At 47.3% G+C, this 18934-nt stretch carries 22 protein-coding genes; 17 read left to right on the top strand and 5 right to left on the bottom strand.

What is annotated here, in order from left to right:
• The coding region (locus FHS16_RS18695) for a hypothetical protein (protein ID WP_221226402.1) at positions 1-248 on the top strand (248 nt) is incomplete at its 5' end.
• A gap of 263 nt (positions 249-511) precedes the next feature.
• Positions 512-1168: an alpha/beta hydrolase gene (locus FHS16_RS18690; protein ID WP_183565911.1), complete on the top strand. Its 657-nt coding sequence runs from the start codon at positions 512-514 to the stop codon at positions 1166-1168.
• Between the two features lie 280 nt (positions 1169-1448).
• On the opposite strand, the gene FHS16_RS18685 is transcribed toward FHS16_RS18690, so the two are convergent.
• Positions 1449-2351 (bottom strand): DMT family transporter, encoded by a 903-nt coding sequence (locus FHS16_RS18685; protein ID WP_183565908.1) that lies wholly within the window; start codon positions 2349-2351, stop codon positions 1449-1451.
• Between the two features lie 100 nt (positions 2352-2451).
• Between FHS16_RS18685 and FHS16_RS18680 the strand changes: the two genes are divergently transcribed.
• From FHS16_RS18680 to FHS16_RS18665, 4 genes are all read left to right on the top strand, one after another.
• Positions 2452-3342 (top strand): LysR family transcriptional regulator, encoded by an 891-nt coding sequence (locus tag FHS16_RS18680; RefSeq protein WP_183565905.1) that lies wholly within the window; start codon positions 2452-2454, stop codon positions 3340-3342.
• Between the two features lie 189 nt (positions 3343-3531).
• Positions 3532-3906 (top strand): hypothetical protein, encoded by a 375-nt coding sequence (locus FHS16_RS18675; protein ID WP_183565902.1) that lies wholly within the window; start codon positions 3532-3534, stop codon positions 3904-3906.
• Between the two features lie 126 nt (positions 3907-4032).
• The gene (locus FHS16_RS18670) at positions 4033-4317 is read left to right on the top strand and encodes a stalk domain-containing protein (protein ID WP_183565935.1); all 285 of its coding nucleotides are present in this window, start codon (positions 4033-4035) and stop codon (positions 4315-4317) included.
• A gap of 430 nt (positions 4318-4747) precedes the next feature.
• Positions 4748-5032, top strand: a complete 285-nt coding sequence (locus tag FHS16_RS18665; protein WP_183565899.1) for a hypothetical protein — start codon at positions 4748-4750, stop codon at positions 5030-5032.
• 181 nt (positions 5033-5213) lie between these two features.
• On the opposite strand, the gene FHS16_RS18660 is transcribed toward FHS16_RS18665, so the two are convergent.
• Complete coding sequence (locus FHS16_RS18660) at positions 5214-6500, bottom strand: galactokinase (RefSeq protein WP_183565896.1); 1287 nt, start codon at positions 6498-6500, stop codon at positions 5214-5216.
• Positions 6501-6794: 294 nt separating this feature from the next.
• On the opposite strand from FHS16_RS18660, the gene FHS16_RS18655 reads away from it, so the two are divergent.
• From FHS16_RS18655 to FHS16_RS18640, 4 genes are all read left to right on the top strand, one after another.
• Positions 6795-7532 (top strand): phytanoyl-CoA dioxygenase family protein, encoded by a 738-nt coding sequence (locus tag FHS16_RS18655; RefSeq protein ID WP_183565893.1) that lies wholly within the window; start codon positions 6795-6797, stop codon positions 7530-7532.
• 152 nt (positions 7533-7684) lie between these two features.
• Entirely contained in the window at positions 7685-8533 is an 849-nt protein-coding gene (locus tag FHS16_RS18650) for a helix-turn-helix domain-containing protein (RefSeq protein ID WP_183565890.1), read from the top strand.
• A gap of 215 nt (positions 8534-8748) precedes the next feature.
• A complete protein-coding gene (locus tag FHS16_RS18645) occupies positions 8749-9099 on the top strand; it encodes an MmcQ/YjbR family DNA-binding protein (protein ID WP_183565887.1) in 351 nt (116 codons plus the stop codon).
• A gap of 29 nt (positions 9100-9128) precedes the next feature.
• Complete coding sequence (locus FHS16_RS18640; RefSeq protein WP_183565883.1) at positions 9129-9359, top strand: hypothetical protein; 231 nt, start codon at positions 9129-9131, stop codon at positions 9357-9359.
• A gap of 114 nt (positions 9360-9473) precedes the next feature.
• Here FHS16_RS18640 and FHS16_RS18635 read toward each other — a convergent pair whose 3' ends face one another.
• From FHS16_RS18635 to FHS16_RS18625, 3 genes are all read right to left on the bottom strand, one after another.
• Entirely contained in the window at positions 9474-9878 is a 405-nt protein-coding gene (locus FHS16_RS18635; protein WP_183565880.1) for a CBS domain-containing protein, read from the bottom strand.
• A gap of 221 nt (positions 9879-10099) precedes the next feature.
• Entirely contained in the window at positions 10100-11422 is a 1323-nt protein-coding gene (locus FHS16_RS18630; RefSeq protein ID WP_183565877.1) for a glutamate-1-semialdehyde 2,1-aminomutase, read from the bottom strand.
• A gap of 87 nt (positions 11423-11509) precedes the next feature.
• Positions 11510-12574, bottom strand: coding sequence for an LCP family protein (locus tag FHS16_RS18625; protein WP_183565874.1), 1065 nt, complete (start codon positions 12572-12574; stop codon positions 11510-11512).
• Between the two features lie 373 nt (positions 12575-12947).
• Here FHS16_RS18625 and FHS16_RS18620 point away from each other — a divergent pair, with 373 nt between their 5' ends.
• The 7 genes from FHS16_RS18620 (at position 12948) to FHS16_RS18590 (ending at position 18904) form a co-directional block, all read left to right on the top strand.
• Positions 12948-13967, top strand: coding sequence for an ABC transporter ATP-binding protein (locus tag FHS16_RS18620; RefSeq protein ID WP_183565871.1), 1020 nt, complete (start codon positions 12948-12950; stop codon positions 13965-13967).
• Positions 13968-13969: 2 nt separating this feature from the next.
• Positions 13970-14764 carry an ABC transporter permease gene (locus tag FHS16_RS18615; RefSeq protein WP_183565868.1) on the top strand — a complete coding sequence of 265 codons (795 nt, stop codon included), beginning with the start codon at positions 13970-13972 and terminating at the stop codon, positions 14762-14764.
• A gap of 5 nt (positions 14765-14769) precedes the next feature.
• Positions 14770-15561 carry an ABC transporter permease gene (locus FHS16_RS18610; protein ID WP_183565865.1) on the top strand — a complete coding sequence of 264 codons (792 nt, stop codon included), beginning with the start codon at positions 14770-14772 and terminating at the stop codon, positions 15559-15561.
• Between the two features lie 63 nt (positions 15562-15624).
• Positions 15625-16110 carry a thioredoxin-dependent thiol peroxidase gene (gene bcp, locus FHS16_RS18605; protein ID WP_183565862.1) on the top strand — a complete coding sequence of 162 codons (486 nt, stop codon included), beginning with the start codon at positions 15625-15627 and terminating at the stop codon, positions 16108-16110.
• Between the two features lie 243 nt (positions 16111-16353).
• Positions 16354-17355, top strand: coding sequence for a methionine ABC transporter ATP-binding protein (locus FHS16_RS18600; RefSeq protein WP_183565932.1), 1002 nt, complete (start codon positions 16354-16356; stop codon positions 17353-17355).
• A complete protein-coding gene (locus FHS16_RS18595; protein ID WP_183565858.1) occupies positions 17352-18014 on the top strand; it encodes a methionine ABC transporter permease in 663 nt (220 codons plus the stop codon). Before FHS16_RS18600 ends, FHS16_RS18595 begins: the two co-directional genes overlap by 4 nt.
• Before the next feature lie 53 nt (positions 18015-18067).
• Positions 18068-18904 carry a MetQ/NlpA family ABC transporter substrate-binding protein gene (locus FHS16_RS18590; protein WP_183565855.1) on the top strand — a complete coding sequence of 279 codons (837 nt, stop codon included), beginning with the start codon at positions 18068-18070 and terminating at the stop codon, positions 18902-18904.
• Positions 18905-18934: the final 30 nt, after the last annotated feature.

Genomic DNA, 18934 nt, shown 5'->3' with positions numbered 1-18934 from the left:
TTGGGCTGAGATGGATGATAGATAAAATTGGAGTCACGGAATATCTCTACACTAATGTGGCCGAGGCATCTTCGATCTTAATCAATCAAGATTTTGTTAATGAATGCACAGAGAAATTTGATGAGAATTGGATTGATAAGGTATGGAATAGTGGTTTCGCTGTGGCGATAATTGGGGTTTTGGATTTATTTAATATTCAAGTTATAGAGTTCCCAACACCGAAAAAGACCAATAATACATTACGCTAACTGGGAACATTAGTTGAATAAAAACAGCGGCAGTCTAAGACTTTATTTTTTAAGTCTTGCTCCTCCGCTGTTTCTTTTTAATGGGCAGTCTAAACATATTTTTCGGAAGCTGACGATTTTTCAAATCAAAAATCGCATTAAATTAATGAGTTCAGTCTAAGACTATATTTTCACTGAACACGGGTAACGTTAGTATAACTCGCTGACGGCAACTATTGAGGGAAAAGAGATATGTTTAATTATGTACACAGGAGTTGTGAGATATGAAGATCGCGGGAGAGCTCGTCACAGAGACGCTCGAGTATGATGGTGGTCGGCAAGTTACAGTGTACGTCCCTCCGAATCCACCCCAGGCAGTCGTATTCGCCGGTGACGGTCAACTGATCTCGCAGTGGGGCGGGTACCTCGAGGCCGCTGACGTACCGCCCACGATGATCGTTGGTATCTACCGGACGTCCGATGAGGATGAAATGGTGCGCATCCATGAATACTCACCGCCGTTCGACCAGGAACGGTTCGCAGCACACGAGAGATTCTTCGTCGAGGACGTCCGCCGATGGGTGCGATCGCGCTTCAGTGTTGCACTGCCCGCAAAACGCACCGCGGTATGCGGCGTGTCGGCGAGTGGAGAGCTCTCACTCGCCATAGGGCTTCGGCATCCGGACATCTACGGTACAGTCTTCTCCGCGTCTCCAGGCGGGGGTTACCAACCGCCTGCCGTGATGCCAAGTCCGCTACCGCGCACCTACCTCGTAGCCGGCACACTGGAGCCGTTCTTCCTCGAAAACGCGACCCGGTGGGCGGCTGCGCTGCGCGGTGCAGGTGCTGACGTTGAAATGAGAGCGCGGGTCGCGTCGCACGACGATGTGATGTGGCGAGAAGAGTTCCCGCTGATGGTGGCGTGGGCATTTGGACGATAAACACCTGCGAGCCCGAGGCAAGTGGATTTGACTCGCATCCGACCCCGAATCATCATTCCGCTAACGGGTACGTTAGTTCAATGAAACAGCGAGAGTCTGGGACTTTATTTTCTCATCCTTGGCTGTCGCTGTTTCAGTTTCTGAGGTCAGTCTAAAACTTATTTTATGATGTCTGACGTTATTACAATCGAGAATCCGCGTGGAATTAAGATACCCAGTCTAATACTTTATTTTCTACCGACAACGGGCCGTCATATGCGTTCTTTTCCCTCCTTCTAAATTACCATGTGTCATTTGTTCCCCTTTGCAGAAATTTCAGTTTGAGGTTCACCAGTGCAATGCCTGCTATAATTAGAACGAGTCCCACCACCAGTTTGGAAGTGATCGTTTCACCCAAGAAAAGGACACTGGTCACGATCGCAATGAGAGGGACTAGAAAATTAAACGAACCGACTTTGCCAGCTTCGCCCGATCCGACAAGCAGAAAGAATACGAGCCAGGTCAAGGCTGTACAGAAAATCGAAATAATCGACAAAGATGAAAGGAATGACAGATTCCAAACGATATCCATCCAGCTTTCAATGGTAGAACCCGCAGCCAACAATACGATTCCACCAAAGATCATCTGAACAGTGACCAACCAAATGGCATCGACCTTTGTTGCGGTTTTCTTTATATAGATGGTACCGAACGTCCAAGTGATCGTACTGGCTAAACCGAGCAGGATGCCGACTGTCGAAATGCTACCGGAGCCTCCGCTTACGCTGACGACAGCGACTCCAAGAAAGCCGAGAATCAAACCGACCATTTTCAAACGGGTCATGGATTCGCCCAGCCACAACCAAGCGCCGACGCCGAGCAGAACAGGCTGCAAGAACACGATCGTCGAAAACAGTCCGGCTGGCATAGCTTTCAGTCCGAAAGTTTGAAAGACGAAAAAGAGAATAATATTCAGCAATGCGGAGATTAGGTAGACGTGCCAAGTATGCTTCAGATTAAGCTTCTTGTAGCGGGGTAAAGCGAAAGGAAGTAATATGAGACCACTAATAAATATTCTCAAGCCGGCGAAAAGCAATGGCGGCGCGAATTCGAGCGCATATTTGGAAAGCGGCCAGTTCACCCCCCACATTGTAACTAGAAACGTTAAATAAACAATAGTACGTGTTCGCGAAAGTTGCATCATATGTCTTCAGCTCCTGTTGTGGATTTGTATGTACCATGATACAATTCCTCCTAAGATAAATGAAATGAGTGTTTTCTATAGAGGTGATATCAAAACTGTTATGACACATTCGCAACTGATGTTATTCGTGAAAATCGCCGAGACCGGCAATTTCACAAAAGCAGGGGAGCAATTGAATATGACACAGCCTGCCGTAAGTCGAGCTATCTCCACGCTTGAATCGGAATTGGGGGTCATCCTCATGATTCGGGATAAAAAGAAAGGGATCATTCTCACCGATATTGGGAAGCGCCTGATTGTCATATTCAGAGAGATTTTGCACGGCTACAATAAGGTGGAGCAGGAGGTAACGGCCGAAAAAGGGTTTGAAGTCGGCACCGTTCGCATTGGGACGTTCCCGATTGTGTCCGCACACTTCTTGCCGAAAATATTAAAGGCGATTGGGGAGAAGCACCCTGGGCTGACGTTCGAACTGTACGAAGGAACTATTGACGAGATTAAAGAATGGCTGTCTCTTAGAATAATCGATGTCGGCTGGATTATTCCACCGAACGGTGAATTGGAAGGGATACCGTTCTTTAAAGACGAGTTGTGTCTGCTCCTTCGGGACGATCATCCGTTGCAAAGCCGCCCGGAAATCCATATCACCGATCTGGACAATGAACCTATGATTGTATGCAAAGGCGGGTTTGTAACGCCGATTTATGAGCTGTTTCAGCAATTCGGAATCGCTTTGCGCGTCAAATATGACGGCCACAACATAACCACGGCGTTGAGCATGATTCAAGAAGGGCTAGGCGTCGCGATCGTATCGACAACTTCGTTGTCGTTATCGGTGCTACCGCCTAATGTCCGCGTCCGGACAATTAAACCGCAGCCGTTCAGAGAGATCCAATTGGCGGTTCCGTCTCTGAAGGAGGCTCCTCACGGGGTGAAGCTGTTCCTGCAAACCGCAAGGGAGCTATATTTATCCGGTGACCGGAACCGTTAATGTGCAAATTATGCATAGAGTATTAGCTTATCTCGCTAAACTAACGGGAAACATAGTTCAATAAAAACACGGAAGCAGTCGACCACAATGATCGGCTGCTTCATTACGCTAACGGGTAGGTTATTGCAACTTACCGTGCGATTCTTACGTCTAATTAATGGTATAAACTGTAAACAAAGGAGGGTTCTTATGAAGCAAGGAATGTGTCTTTTTCTGTTAATAATCACCTGTATGCTTGCTATTGTAAGTTGTAGTAGTAAAAGTACATTTGGTGAAGAGTTAGAGAATAACTATGAGGTATTAATTAAGGGAGAAAAGTTCGAGGAACAATTAACCAATGAAGATAAAATATCAGGCTTGGTTGAAGTTTTGAACAACAGCATAGCAATTGATACTCCTGAAAAAGCCAAGGGTATAAAACCTGAGGTCGCAAAAGGAACAGTTATGATTCATTTTTCAAAAGCAGATTTTTTCTATATTGGAGATGGCTACTTATATCACGGAAATGATGGGCAATATTATTCAGTTTCAAGAGATATTGAAAAGTATACGACTGAACAATAATGCCCAGAGGTTACGCTACAACCAAGAGAACCCATAATCCCTTTAATTGTTTACGGACTTTTCATTTTGCTTGGATAATATATGCTGTATGGAGCTAAACGGAGGTAATTATATGAGAAGGATACTATTAATGGGAAAAATGTAAAATTAGATACTTCTATTACAAACAAGAGTGGAACTATAATGATACCGGCAAAATGGGTGGCAGATGGTTTAGGAATCTCTATAAATTGGGATAAAGAAAATAAAGTAGTATCCATGTATACTGAGAACTTTTTTCAAAAGGGACCATTAGCACACATGAACAATGAGCAACATGTAGATTCTCAATTTAGTGCAAATATTATTCCTTTGAATATTTCGTATGGTATAAAAGATGGGTATGAATTGTTGAAAATAAAAAGTAATTGATGAGGGAACAAAAGGAGAAACGAATAGCGATATCTGATCTAAGGTTAATTACAAAAATTGATTCTAATAAAACGTACGAGTATTATCTTCCCGTGGGAAGGTTGGATCAAAAACAGCTTCAATTAGATTATCCGCAACATGTCTTTATTAGATTTTATAAAATTTTGACATAGACAAAAGCTAGACTAATCATGCGAAATCCTAATCATGCTCATAATAAAGCCGCGAGTGAAATTAAATTATATGTTTTCACTATGACTAGAATGTTACCTATGTCCAAAAACGGTTTACTACTATAAGAGAAACGACTGAAGGAAGATGAAACAATAGCAAACGGGGATCGTTGAGTAATTCTGCTAACAAAGAACGTTAGCTCAAAAGACGCAACGTTGGCTCATCATTAAAAGATTTGATGTCCTGAGGAGGAAATATGAAGCTGCTGACTTATTTTACCCGCACGTTATTAGTGATTACAACGCTCGGTGCGATACTGTTGCTCGCCCTCGCATTTCTATTTAACGATACCGGTGAGCCAGCTATTAAGCTGCTTGCAATTTGGGGAATATATCCGCTTATCGGACTCATACTTTTTTTTGTGAACGAATTGTTGCTCCGAAAGGCGTTCGCGAAAGATTCGTTTCGCAGGGCTTACGGCATTTTTTGGGCATGCGTTGCGGGAGTGGGGTGTGTTTGGGCGATAATCGCCTTTTTCTAATGAAACATTGGCTATTAAGACAAAATAGCAACGTAAAAACGATTCTGCTGACGGTCAGGATAGATCAATAAACTCACGATAACAATCGGTCATTGCATGCTCCCCTTACGATAGACAGGTGAATGACAAATAACCTGTTAGTATAAGGGAAGCTTACAATTGACGATTAAGCCATTCGAATTTACAAAATCGGATTCAAGCAGACTGCTCCGATTTCGCGCACTCGGATCGTAAACATTTCGGTGCCGGTCGTACGCCCAATTAATTGCCGGTATTCCGCTACCGCTGCATGCGGCAGAACGGCGAGAATGACGCCGGCGAAGCCGCCGCCGTGTACTCGGCAAGCACCGTCGCCTAATTGGTAGATGAAACGTTCGGTAATGGCGAGAGTAAGTGCAATCCCCTGTTCACGGGACACAGATTCTTGGTAAATGTTCTGCAGCCACTTCCACGAGGAATTGCCTGAAGCGGTAATATACTTCAGCACGTTCTGCCACTCTCCCGCCTTAATTGCCTCTACCTGCCGCCCAACGCGATCATTTTCATCCAGGAAATGCAGCGCCCGCAGCACCGCTCGATCTCCGACAGTTTCGCGGAGCTCCCCGAGCCGGCCGTAGATCATCTCTGCCGTCAAATCGCGACATACCTCTACACCGAATGCTTGCGCCACTGCCCGCATCTCGTTCGGAATTGAAGCATAATCCTCTGTGAGGTCAGCATGGTTGCCGCCGGTGCTTACGATGACAAGGCTGTAACCCGCTGCTTCAAATGTTCCTGGAATACGCTCGATCCGCGGCTCAGCCGGCTCCTTAAAGTCGATTGTAATCATACCGCCGTGCGAGCAAGCCATTTGGTCAAGCATCCCTGATGGCTTGTTCCAATATAGATTTTCGGCATGCTTGCCGATGCGCGACATCATGACCGCGTCCATCTCTCCGCCGTTAAAAAAAGTATTTAGAATCTGACAGATCAGAACTTCAAAAGATGCGGAGGAGCTAAGTCCTGACGCCGGAAGCACGTTACTGCTGACGTAAGCGTTGAATCCACCGATTCGGTATCCGTGTTGCTGAAACCCATGTGCAATACCGCGGATTAAAGCAGCCGTTCCTCCCTCGCCTGCCTGCGGTTCCAGATCATCTAGATTGATGACTGACATGCCTGGATACCCTTCGGAAACGACAGAAATAATGCCGCTGTCAACGTTTGCTGCAGCCGCAATCGTATCTAACTGAATACTAGCCGCCAGCACTTTCCCGTTGTTATGGTCCGTATGATTGCCGCCTATCTCAGTGCGACCAGGCGCACTGAAGTATTGGATAGACGCTGTCTTCCCATATTGCCCACTGTATCCTTCCATACAACTCCGGTACCTGTCGATTTGTCGCTCTCGTTCTTCGCTACCGTACATCTGCTCCAGCAGCTGGTGTGCCTGATCCGAATTGAAAAACTGCTCGAATTGATCACTCATCTTGAATGTTCCTCCTAGTTCTAACGCTTTGAGTACTCGTTATCATGTCCATTGTACAGAATGGCAGCGTTTACGGATAGGATAGGAAAGGATATTTATGAAAAATGATCGTTAATGATCAGATTGGTTTTATAAATGAGTTCGGATAAAATGCTTGTTCTGGATTATTTTTTCTGAACTTTAGGATATTTGCCGAAGATATGCATACTTTTACGGATAGAATGAGAAGTAAATTTATGACTCTCCCATTATGATGAAAACAACGCAAGATTACATCAATTGGAGGGAATAATTATGGCTTACACGACACTATCTGAGAAAGAGGTTCAATTTTATAAGCAAAATGGATATGCTCTCCGTAAGAAACAGCTATTCAGTCAAGAGAAAATGACGGAACTGTCTGACATATTCGAAGAGCAATGGGAGCTGGTTGGCAGAAGACTGAACAGCGAGCTGGACACTCCGCATTTCCGTGACGAGAGGCTGCTGAAATTTCTGTTAAGCGATGAAGTTCTCGATTTGGTTGAGCCGTTAATCGGGCCAAATATAGGCTTGTGGTCGAGTCATTTCATATGCAAGGAGCCGCTGGTCGGCAAGCAAACGCCATGGCATGAGGATTCCTCATATTGGAATGGCCGTCTTAGTAGTTTTGAAAAAATCGTAACGGTGTGGTTGGCAATCGACCGCAGCACGAAGGAAAACGGCTGCATGCGCGTTATTCCCGGTACGCATACAGACGGATTTTCCGAATATGAAGAGGTTGATGGAAACCAAAACATTTTTAGTACCGAAATTAAAAAAGTAGATAATGAAAAAGCCGTTTATTTCGAATTGGAGCCGGGAGAATGCTCGGTGCACGATTCCCGCATCATTCATGGGGCAGCTGCCAATACGAGCGAGTTTCGCCGATGCGGATATACGATGCGTTATTTCTCGACGGATGCCAAGGTATATGAGGAGAAAAACAAAAATCATAAAATTTGGCTTGCTAGAGGCAAGGATCTGGCAGGCAATCCATTCATAAATGTATAATGATCAAAGCTGGAAGGAGCGGGACTTGCACTTCAGGAATTGAGGCCAATAATGGCATTAAGAATCGCAGGTCTCGCATCCTTGCTAGATTTCTGCTAAATTTGCGGAGTGGTTCAACGTTTGGCCTTGATAAGCATGAAAGGGGAACGGAAATGGATAACAATAAAACACCAGAGAGACTGCTTAGCAAAAACTTTTTATCTTCTTCGTTCCCCTTCTGTATTTATAAGCATGTGATCGAACACAAAATTGATTCACATTGGCATGAGTTTTTCGAGATGGGCTTTATCGTATCGGGCAGCGGTACTCATATTCTTAACGGCAAGTCATTTCCTTTGGAAAGAGGGATGGCTTTTCTCCTTACAACCGCCGATTTTCATGAAATTATACCGGATGAAGGCGAAACGATATGTCTGTACGATTTTATATTTGAGGATTCATTTATTCGTCCTGCTTTAGCCGAATTGCTTTTTGAAGAGGCTTCCCATTACGCGTATACTTTTGAAAGCGCACAAGCTGGCATGATTGAAGCTGAGTTTGATCGTATTTGGGACGAATCGCTTCTCTGGCGGCTAGGCAGCGACATGATTGTTCAAGGCAGCTTTGAGCGGATATTGATTGAGCTATTTAGGTTAACGAGTCAAAAAAATACGGCAGCGGAAATGGTTGCTGTTCGCGCCGTCCATCCTGCTATAAGGAAATCGGTTATCTACATCCAGCATCATTTTCGTGAGCAGATTACTTTACATAAAGTGGCAGAGCATGTCGGACTCTCGGCAAATTATTTCAGCGAATGCTTCCGGAAGCAAACCGGTACTTCATTCCAAGAACATCTTCAAGAGAAAAGGCTGCAATTCGCAAGAGCGCTGCTATGCAGCACAACGTTGCCAATAACGGAAATCTGCTACGCCTCAGGCTTTAATACGATGCCGAATTTCGAGAGGTTTTTTAAACGAATGTTTGGACTAGCGCCGCGCGATTATCGGAAAAGCAATAAATGAAAACGTTCTATTCACTTTTCAAAGTGTATGGAAGGTTTTTTTTTGTACCACATTAAATAATTCCAAAAATACCGTGAAGTGATCCTCCGTATCCGGCATTGTTGGACAGAAGTATTTTTACTAGATGGATTGTCAACAAGGTGTGATAAAATATAAAAAATAAAAGCATGATCGCAACGGAAGTGTGTTATCGAAGAAGGCGAGGTACTGATAGGATGAATAATATCATTGCATACTGTGTGAACAAAAAGGGAGCGGCGAAGGAGTATCCCTTTGGACCTGACCCATTGGTGATCAAAATTGCAGGGAAGATGTTCGCGCTTATTTTTGAGAACAAAGGGGATCATTCCTACATAAACCTAAAATGCGACCCTGTCATAGCGGCAAATTTGAGAGAGCAGCATCATAATGTTCGACCAGGTTACCATATGAACAAAAAGCACTGGAATACGATTGCAATGGATGGTTCCTTACCAGAATCGGATCTCTTTGCAATGATTGACCACTCTTACGATATGGTAGTCAAAAATCTTCCCAAAAGCGTGCGAGAATCATTAACGAAATAGAACTTAAACACATCTGAGGAGGTACAAGCATGAACTTGACTCTACAGCAGCAAACAGTATTAACGGCATTAACCGCGGAGTGGCAAACGCCTGCGCAGCTTGCTGAGCAGCTTCCACAAGCGTCAGACAATCCATTAGACGTTAACCGGTTACTCAAAGACCTATTGCGTGAAGGGTTGGTGCAAGCCAATCCAGTCGTTCTCGGTCTGTATCAGTTAACTGCACTTGGCACAACCATTCAAAGAAGCGGAATTGAATGAGATCAGCCTCGCAGATGTGGGAATCGAGGAACGGCAGTGAAAAAAACAGCAAGAACAAAGAAAAAGGCTGCCGGCAAACGGCAGCTTTTATGATTTCCAAGACCGATCTATCAATTAATCAGCAATATTCCGGGTATAGTATTCGATAATGTCTTTGCGCCGAATAATACCGAGGAAGACACGGTCGGCATCTACGACCGGAACAAAGTTCTGATCGGCCGCCAGCGCCAGCATATCATCCAAATCGGCATTGATTTCCACGCATTCGACCTTCATTCGTTTCTTAATGGAGACGACAGGAATGTCATGCATATTATCGAAGGTGAGGCCAGGCGTGGCTTTCAGCTTCCATAACAAATCTCCCTCGGATAACGTACCGAAATATAAGCCATTGTCATCTAAGATTGGAATAGCTGTATAGTGGCTCGCCTCCAATTTATCTAGCGCTTCTTTCATAGTCGAGGATGTTATGAGGTAAGAAACCTCATCCTTGGGATGCAGAAACGATTGGATGTTCATTGAATCACGCTCCTTTGGTATATTAAAACATGTTTTGTCGCAGAGCGCATGTGGGAGTGTTTGGGCATGCGTAACCGGACGGCACAGAGATGGCACCATTTAACGTTAGCCCAATAAAACAGCGGCAGTTAATGGCATGAACAAAAAGTCCATGGCTGCCGCTGCATCTATAGAGAAGCTAGAGCGATTTACGGAAAAATGCGGACGATTGAGCTTGTTTGTCAGCTATTCGAAGCTAGTTGAGCAAATGCTTGCTGAATTGCGACAATCGTCTCATCAATATCGGCTTCGGTATGCGCGGTCGTGAAGAACCAAGCCTCGTATTTGGAAGGTGCGAGATTGATGCCTTGGTCCAGCATCAGCTTGAAAAATCTTCCGAACAATTCGCCGTCCGTGTCCTGTGCCTCATCGTAATTCGTAATCGGATGATTGCAGAAATGAGCGGAGAACGACCCTCGAATTTGATTGATAGTAAGCGGAATGCCATGCTGCTTCGCTGTGGCATGGAGACCTGTAGCAAGCTTCGTAGCGAGCGCGTTCATTCGGTCATAGATACCAGGCTCCTGCAGCAGCTCGAGACAGGCGATGCCAGCCGAGATGGAAGCGGGATTGCCTGCCATCGTACCAGCTTGATAAGCAGGACCGAGCGGAGCAACCTGTTCCATAATTTCGCGGCGTCCGCCGTAAGCGCCGATCGGCAAGCCTCCGCCAATGATTTTGCCAAGTGCAGTCAGGTCCGGCTCGATGGCCTGGTGATCCGGGAAAGCGACGTACGTTTGCGCCGCGCCGTAATGGAAACGGAATGCGCTGATGACCTCATCATAGATGACGAGCGCTCCAGCCTCCCTCGCTAGCTTGCAGAGACCTTCTAGGAAGCCATCATGCGGCATGACCATGCCGAAGTTGCCGACAATCGGTTCAACCATGACAGCGGCAGTCTCGTCGCCCCAGCGCTCTAGAGCTTCTTTCAGCGCGGGCAGATCGTTAAACGGTACCGTGATTACTTCGCTAGCAATGCTGGAAGGAACGCCGGCACTGTCAGGAATGCCGAGAGTAGATGGGCCGGAGCCGGCAGCGACGAGCACAAGATCGGAGTGGCCATGGTAACAGCCGGCAAATTTAATGATTTTGGATTTTTTCGTATATGCGCGCGCCACGCGAATGGTTGTCATGACCGCTTCCGTGCCTGAATTGACGAAGCGGACCTTATCGAGTGAAGGAATGGCTTCCTTCAGCATGCGCGCGAGCTTGATTTCGAGCTCGGTAGGGGTGCCGTACAGGATGCCGTTCTGTGCTGCGCGCACGATTGCTTCCGTAATGTGCGGGTGGGCATGTCCGGTAATAATCGGGCCGTAAGCGGCTAAGTAATCAATGTAGCGGTTGTCATCGACATCCCAAAAATAAGCCCCTTCGCCGCGCTTCATAAAGACGGGTGCGCCGCCGCCTACCGCTTTGTACGATCGAGACGGACTATTTACGCCGCCGACGATATGCTGCAGCGCTTCTTCATAGAGCTTCTCGGAATTTGGTCGTTTCGTGGTCATGGCAATCAGCCTCCAATGTAAGTAATAAATAAACGATGCGGAAACAAAATACACGCAACCTGCTGTCGCCGTTGCGTGTACGTATGGTTATTGCGATTGATTCGTTTCTTCCGCTCCATCTGTAGGCGATGAAGAGTCGGTAGGAGTAGGGACGGTATCGTCTTGCTCCAGCGTCATTTGCACGTAAGAGCGAAGCTCGTCTTCGTCACTGATTCCAATGACGGAAGCGCCGCCGACGCGGTCTTCTGCAATAAGCTCCATTGGCGGGATTTGCGTTGTGCTGGCTACATGGCTTTTGACGCCAAGCTGACCGAGCTTCAGCATATCCATGACGCTAATATTCATGCTGACGTACGGCTGGACGCTCTCCAGAATTTTTTTCATGCGAACGATGTTCCAAGTCGATTGTAGCTCCTTCGATACGGCTTGAAGGAAGTTTCTCTGACGTTCGGTGCGTGTAAAGTCGCTCATGGCATCGTGACGGAACCGAACGTATTGCAGCGCCTTGTCGCCGTCAAGCAGCTGGTAGCCTTTTTTGAGATCAATATCGTATCGGTTGCCATCCGCGTTGTCGGTGTAATGCATATCCTTTTCAACGTCGAAGTAGATGCCGCCGATCGTGTCTATCAATTGCTTAAACCCTTCGAAGTCGGTATAAACATAATATTGAATTTCCAGTCCAAGAAGATCGCCGACCGTTTTCATGGCTAGCGGGTACTCGCCAAGTGCAAGCGCAGTGTTAATGCGGCCTTTACCGTGGCCTTCTATATCCACGTACGTATCGCGGAGCACAGAGAAGAGATGCGCTTTCTTGGTAACGGGATCAAAGGAAGCGACTAATATGGAATCTGAACGGGCGACTTGGCCTTCTTCAACTCCGCGTGCGTCACCGCCTAGCAGCAATATATTGACGCGCTCTTTGCCTTCCCATTCCGGAACCGGAACCGGTGTAGCCTCTGCTTCCTCTAACGGCGCTTTCGTTTCCTTCGGATCGCTAAAGTCGTCCAATGCACCGTATACGCCTACGGACCAGTAAATAAGAAATGCTGCGGCGGCGCCTAGTATGACGGAAAGGCTGATATAAAACCATTTCCATTTCTTTTTCTTGCTCTTATTTTTTTCTTTAGGCACTTCGTTTGTCTCGTTAGACATTTCGCTAGACGTGCTCCTTTCAGATGGGGCGGGATCATTGTAAGCCAAAGTGGGTAAATTTCAATGTAAGCATGCGCTAAGACGGCATAGCGAATGGTCCGCTTCCAAGTATTAAGGTTAGCGGAGCTTGTTACGCCGGAAATATTAAGAACGTATAAGCATAAGCTCATCATTGCTTAAATTTTATCAGCGAACGAATGCTAAAGAGCAATGGGCAGCTTCAGCCGTTTACGCTAGGCGTGAACTAATGTATGATTACATATCATAAAATTATAAAGCTGAACGACATGCATAAGCAAGTTTTATCGTTTTAGGTAAATAAAGATCGGTATTTCCTAGGAAATGTCGAAGCGAGAGGGGCAATAAGATCCACATGCTAGCCATTGATGTGAAGGATTTGCGCAAGCAATTCAGCGTTCAGAAAAATCGGGAAGGCTTATCCGGCGCGCTCAAGGACTTGTTCAAACGCGAGTACAATGAGGTTACGGCGGTTAAAGATATTTCCTTTCAAATTCCGCAAGGCGAAATTTGCGGTTATATTGGAGAGAATGGTGCGGGCAAATCGACTACGATCAAAATGCTTACGGGCATTCTGGTACCGACGTCCGGCGAGCTTAAGGTAAACGGGTATGTGCCGTTCAAGGATCGCGAGAAGTTCGTTAACGGCATCGGTGTCGTATTCGGCCAGCGTTCCCAGCTATGGTGGGATATTGGCGTGATTGAGTCCTTCCAGCTGCTGCGCAAGGTGTACCGGGTATCGGAAGCTGATTTCCGCAAGCGGCTGAATGAGCTGGTGGAGAGACTGCAGCTTGGCGAGTTGCTTAACCGACCTGTACGCAAGCTAAGCCTCGGCCAGCGGATGCGCTGCGAGCTTGTCGCATCGCTGCTCCATAACCCATCGATTCTGTTTCTCGATGAACCGACCATTGGCCTGGATATTGTCGTAAAGACGGAAATTCGCGATTTCTTGATGCAAATGAACAGGGAGCAGGGCACGACGATTCTGCTGACGACACATGATCTGCAGGACATTGAAGCGCTGTGCTCACGCGTAATCATGCTGGACGATGGACGCATCATTTATGACGGCGGGTTGGATGATCTGAAAAACCGCTGGAGCAAAGGGCGTGAGATTCAGTTCCAATTCGCAGGCCATACGCAGCTCGCCAAGCTGCGGCAGCTAACGGAATCGCTTGACGTGACATGGTCGATGGAGAACGAGGTTACGGCCAAAATGTGGCTTCCTCACGCTGTGAACGTATCCGATGCCCTTGCTTGTGTCGTTGGCGGGGTCGAAATTCGCGACATTAAAATCATCGAAACGAATACGGACGATATCGTGCGAAGCATCTACTCCTCCGGCTCAGCGTCAACCGCCAAGGAGACGGTGTAATCATGATGAGCGCGTATATTGATTTTATTCGGATTCGGTTCATTATGATGCTGGCTTACCGCGTTAATTATTATAGCGGCATCATTATTTATGCCATTAACATCGGCGCCTATTACTTTCTATGGCAGGCGATCTATGGGGACAAGGAGTCGCTTGCCGGATTTACGGTTACGCAGATGACGACCTATGTGGCTGTGTCTTGGATGGCGCGGGCCTTTTACTTCAATAATTTGGATCGCGAGATTGCCAATGAGATCAGGGATGGCAGCGTAGCGGTACAGCTTATTAGACCTTATTCCTATTTGTTCGTAAAAATGATGCAGGGCTTCGGCGAAGGTTTATTCCGCATGCTGCTGTTCATGATTCCGGGAATGATTATCGTATGTCTAATATTCCCAGTAACATTGCCGACCGATCCCATGACATGGCTCATCTATTTGGTCATGCTGTTCTTCAGCTTTCTAATTAACTCGCAGATCAATATTTTAACGGGGTTGTTTGCCTTTTTTGTGGAAAACAATGAAGGCATGATGCGCATGAAGCGGGTTATGGTGGATCTGTTCTCCGGCGTTGTCGTGCCGATTGCCTTCTTCCCTGGCTGGCTGTCAGCCGTTATGCAGTGGCTGCCGTTCCAAGCGATCACTTATTTGCCCAGCTCCGTCTTCACGGGAAGAACGCCCAGCGGCGAGGTGCTGCATGTGTTCGGCATTCAAGTGCTCTGGTTCGTAGGCTTGCTGATTCCAATTTGGCTGACATGGCGGGCTGCGCGTAGACGGCTGTTCGTGCAAGGGGGGTAACAGAGATGAGATATGCTTCGTTGTTTTGGGAATATATTAAAAATTACGCAAAAACGCGGCTGACCTATCGGGCCGATTTCTGGATTGAAGTATTATCCGATTTATTGTTTCAAGGGATGAATCTCATCTTTATTCTGATTGTGTTCCAGCATACGCCGTCGCTCGGAGGCTGGTCGGAGGCGGAGGTCGTATTCGTATACGGATTCTTTATGATCCCGTACGGCGTGTTCAGCACGTTCTTCAGCATTTGGAATTTCAGCGAGCGGTATATCGTCAAAGGCGAGATGGACCGCGTGCTTACAAGGCCGGCGCATAGCCTGTATCAAGTGCTGCTCGAAAACGTTGATCCGCCGTCCTTGATCGGCTCCTTCGTCGGCGCGATCATTATGGTGCTCTGCTGGTTTCAGCTCGATCTTCCGTTCCAGCTGCTTGACGTGCTTGTCATGCTGCTGCTCATCTTGGGAGCGGTGCTTATTTATGCAGGTCTATATACGGCGCTTAGTGCGATTTCGTTCTATTCGGATGCGCCGACGGGAATCGTTCCGCTCATGTACAACATTCAGAACTATGGGCGTTACCCGGTAAATATCTATAACAAAATGATCCGATTCGTATTAACATGGCTGCTGCCGTTCGCCTTCGTTGGCGTTATTCCAGCCTCTTATTTCCTTGAGAAAAAAGCAGATGACTTGTCCCAGCTTGCTTTGTTGACGCCGGTTATGGGCATTATCGTTTTCTCTCTTGGCCTATTTCTATGGAATCACGGCGTGAAGCGCTACCGCGGCGCAGGGTCCTAATAGCAAACATGCTTGCTGGTTTTGTTGGAAGGAAATGAAATGAACGCTTATGGAGGTTTAGCAATGACAGAATTTCAAATAGGAGAGATGGCGCCGAATTTTGAATTGCCTGCGTCGAATGGGGAGAATGTTTCATTAAGCGATTACCGCGGCAAGAATGTCGTTCTTTATTTCTACCCGAAGGACATGACTACCGCGTGCATTCAAGAATCCTGCGACTTCCGCGATGCAAACGCAGAGATGCTGCAGCGCAATACGGTCATTTTGGGAATCAGCATCGATACGGTCAAATCGCATCAAAACTTTATTGCGAAGAAGGAGCTGCCATTCCTGCTGCTGGCTGACACTGAGCACGCTGTGTGCGAGCTTTATGGCGTATGGCATTTGAAAAAGCTGTACGGCAGGGAGTATATGGGGCTTGTGCGATCGACCTTCCTCATTGATGCGAACGGCAAGCTGGTCCGCGAATGGCGTAAAATAAGAGTAAAAGGTCATGCCCTGCAAGTGCTTGAAGCGGTTGAGGAGCTTTATGAAGCAGCCAACGGTTAAGCGTCGAATGAGCATAGCATGTTAATGAAAAGCGTATTCAGCTGATGGCTGGGTACGCTTTTTGCTTTCTGCTTATTCAGCAATCGAGTATAAAATTGGGCTTTGGTAACAATAAAGAGATCCTTTGCATGGCAAATGCCGCGTGTTGGCCGGGAATAGGGCGACTGGAAGATTTTATTCGTTGACGGGATGCTGTCACATTTATACAATATGGTTTTGCTTGATGGATAGGGGGTTATGAGACTGATACAGCTTAACGGCATAATAAAATCGTACCGTGCAGGCGGTACCCAGGTTGAGGCTGTCAAGGACGTAAGTCTGACGGTGCAGAAAGGTGAAATATTCGGGATCATCGGTCATTCCGGTGCCGGCAAAAGCACGCTGCTGCGCTGCGTCAACCTACTGGAGAAGCCGACGGCAGGTTCGGTTCACGTAGGAAATGTAGAGCTTACGCGTTTAACGGAGAGGCAGCTGCAGCAGGAGCGCAGGCGCATCGGGATGATTTTTCAGCATTTTAACCTGTTGTCCATGTCGACCGTGAGAGAAAATATCGCCTTCCCGCTAGCCCTTGCAAAACAATCGAAGGCACAGCTGAATAAGCGGGTTGATGAGCTGCTTAAGCTCGTGCAATTGGAGGGACATGCAGACAAATACCCTTCGCAGCTGTCAGGTGGACAGAAGCAGCGCGTGGGCATCGCGAGAGCCCTTGCGAACAACCCGGATGTGCTGCTATGCGACGAGGCGACTTCGGCGCTTGATCCCCAAACGACGAACTCTATTTTATCGCTGCTGCTCGATATCAATGCCAAGCTTGGCATTACGATCCTGTTGATTACGCATGAAATGAATGTCATTCGTGCAATATGCGACCGCGTAGCCGTCATTGACCAAGGTGAAATCGTAGAGATCGGTGACGTGCTGCAGGTTTTCTTGAAGCCCGAGCATCCGGTCACTCGTGAATTTGTCGATCAGATAGCGGAGAACAGCGCTGCCAGGCAGCTGCTGCAGCACCGAAAGGGCCGTTTGCTGCGAATGACCTACATCGGCAGCTTGACGTATGAACCGATTCTATACAATGCAGTGAAGACGACGTCCGTGCAATTTGCGATTCTGCAAGGAACGGTATCCCGTATGAAGCAGACGCCATACGGCCAACTCATCGTGGAGCTGATTGGCGACGATGCGGATATCGAAAGGGTCATCGCTGTTTTACGCAAGGATGGACTGGAGGTAGACGCCATATGATGAGCTTCGAGAATGTCCGCTTGCCGGAAATTTGGGACGCGACGAAGGATACGCTCTATATGCTGTTCGCCTCGCTCGTTTTTACGATTATTTGCGGACTGATTTTGGGCATCATCTTGTTTTTAACGTCACGAAGGCAGCTTCTTGCCCAGCCAGTCGTTTATGGCGCGCTTTCTTTCATCATAAACGTACTGCGCTCTGTTCCATTTGTGATACTTATGATTATGATTATGCCGCTGACCAAGCTGATTACGGGCACTACGCTGGGCGTTGAGGGCTCTATTCCACCGCTTGTCGTAGCAGCAACGCCCTTTTTCGCCAGGCTGGTGGAGACATCCCTGCGCGAGGTGGACCGCGGAGTAATCGAGGCTGCCCAAGCGATGGGTGCTTCCAAATGGGATATTGTACGCCGAGTGCTGCTGCGCGAGTCGAGTCCGAGCTTGCTCGCGGCAGTTACGATTACAGCGGTTACGCTCGTTTCCTATACGGCGATGTCAGGCGTCATTGGAGGCGGCGGGCTAGGAGATTTAGCGCTCCGTTACGGCTACCAGCGATTTCAAACCGATGTGATGCTCGTGACGGTCGTGCTGCTCATCGTGCTCGTGCAGGTACTGCAGACGATTGGAGACGCACTCGTTAGACGCTACAGCAGGAAATAAAGAGGATAACATTCTCGCAGCCTAGATGAACCAACAACATGGGAGGAATCAACATGAAGAAGACAAGCTATATGATATTGACGCTAATGCTGATGTTTGCGCTAACGGCTTGCGGAGCAGACAAAACAGAGGAGAACAATGCAAGTGGTACGGGAACAGGAGTACCCGAGACGGTTAAGCTGAAGGTTGGGGCATCCCCTGTACCGCATGCGGAGCTGTTGGAGCTGGTGAAACCGCTACTCAAGGAGCAGGGCATTGAGCTTGAAATCATTGAGTTCAATGATTACGTTCAACCGAACACGCAGCTGTATGAAAAACAGATCGATGCTAACTTTTTTCAGCATACGCCTTACTTGGAACAATTTAACAAAGACAAAGGCTATGACCTAGTCAACGTTGCGGGCGTGCATATCGAGCCTTTTGGCGCTTATTCCAAAAAAATTCAAAAGATCGAAGAGCTGAAGGACGGCGCTCAGGTTGTTATCCCGAATGACCCCTCCAATGGCGGACGTGCGCTTGCCTTAATGGCTGATAACGGCTTGCTCAAGCTGAAGGATGGCGTTGGCGTTAATGGTACGGTTGCTGATATTACAGATAATCCGAAGAAGCTCGAAATAAGAGAAGTGGAAGCCGCAACCTTGCCGCGCGTGCTTGATGAGGTTGATCTAGCGCTAATCAACACGAACTATGCGCTTGAAGCTGATCTTGTCCCGACAGAGGATGCTTTGTTTATCGAAGGCAAGGATTCCCCATACGTTAACATTCTCGTCTCCCGGCCAGACAATAAGGATTCGGATGCGATCCAGAAGCTGGCAGCTGCGCTTCGTTCGCCGGAAGTGAAGAAATATATCGAGGACAAGTATAAAGGCGCAATTGTTGCCGCATTTTAATCGAATCAAAAAAATCGTCTTTGCCCTGAG

Source organism: Paenibacillus endophyticus (assembly GCF_014192395.1).
Taxonomy (GTDB): Bacteria; Bacillota; Bacilli; order Paenibacillales; family Paenibacillaceae; genus Pristimantibacillus; species Pristimantibacillus endophyticus.
This window is presented reverse-complemented; position numbering and strand designations above follow the sequence as displayed.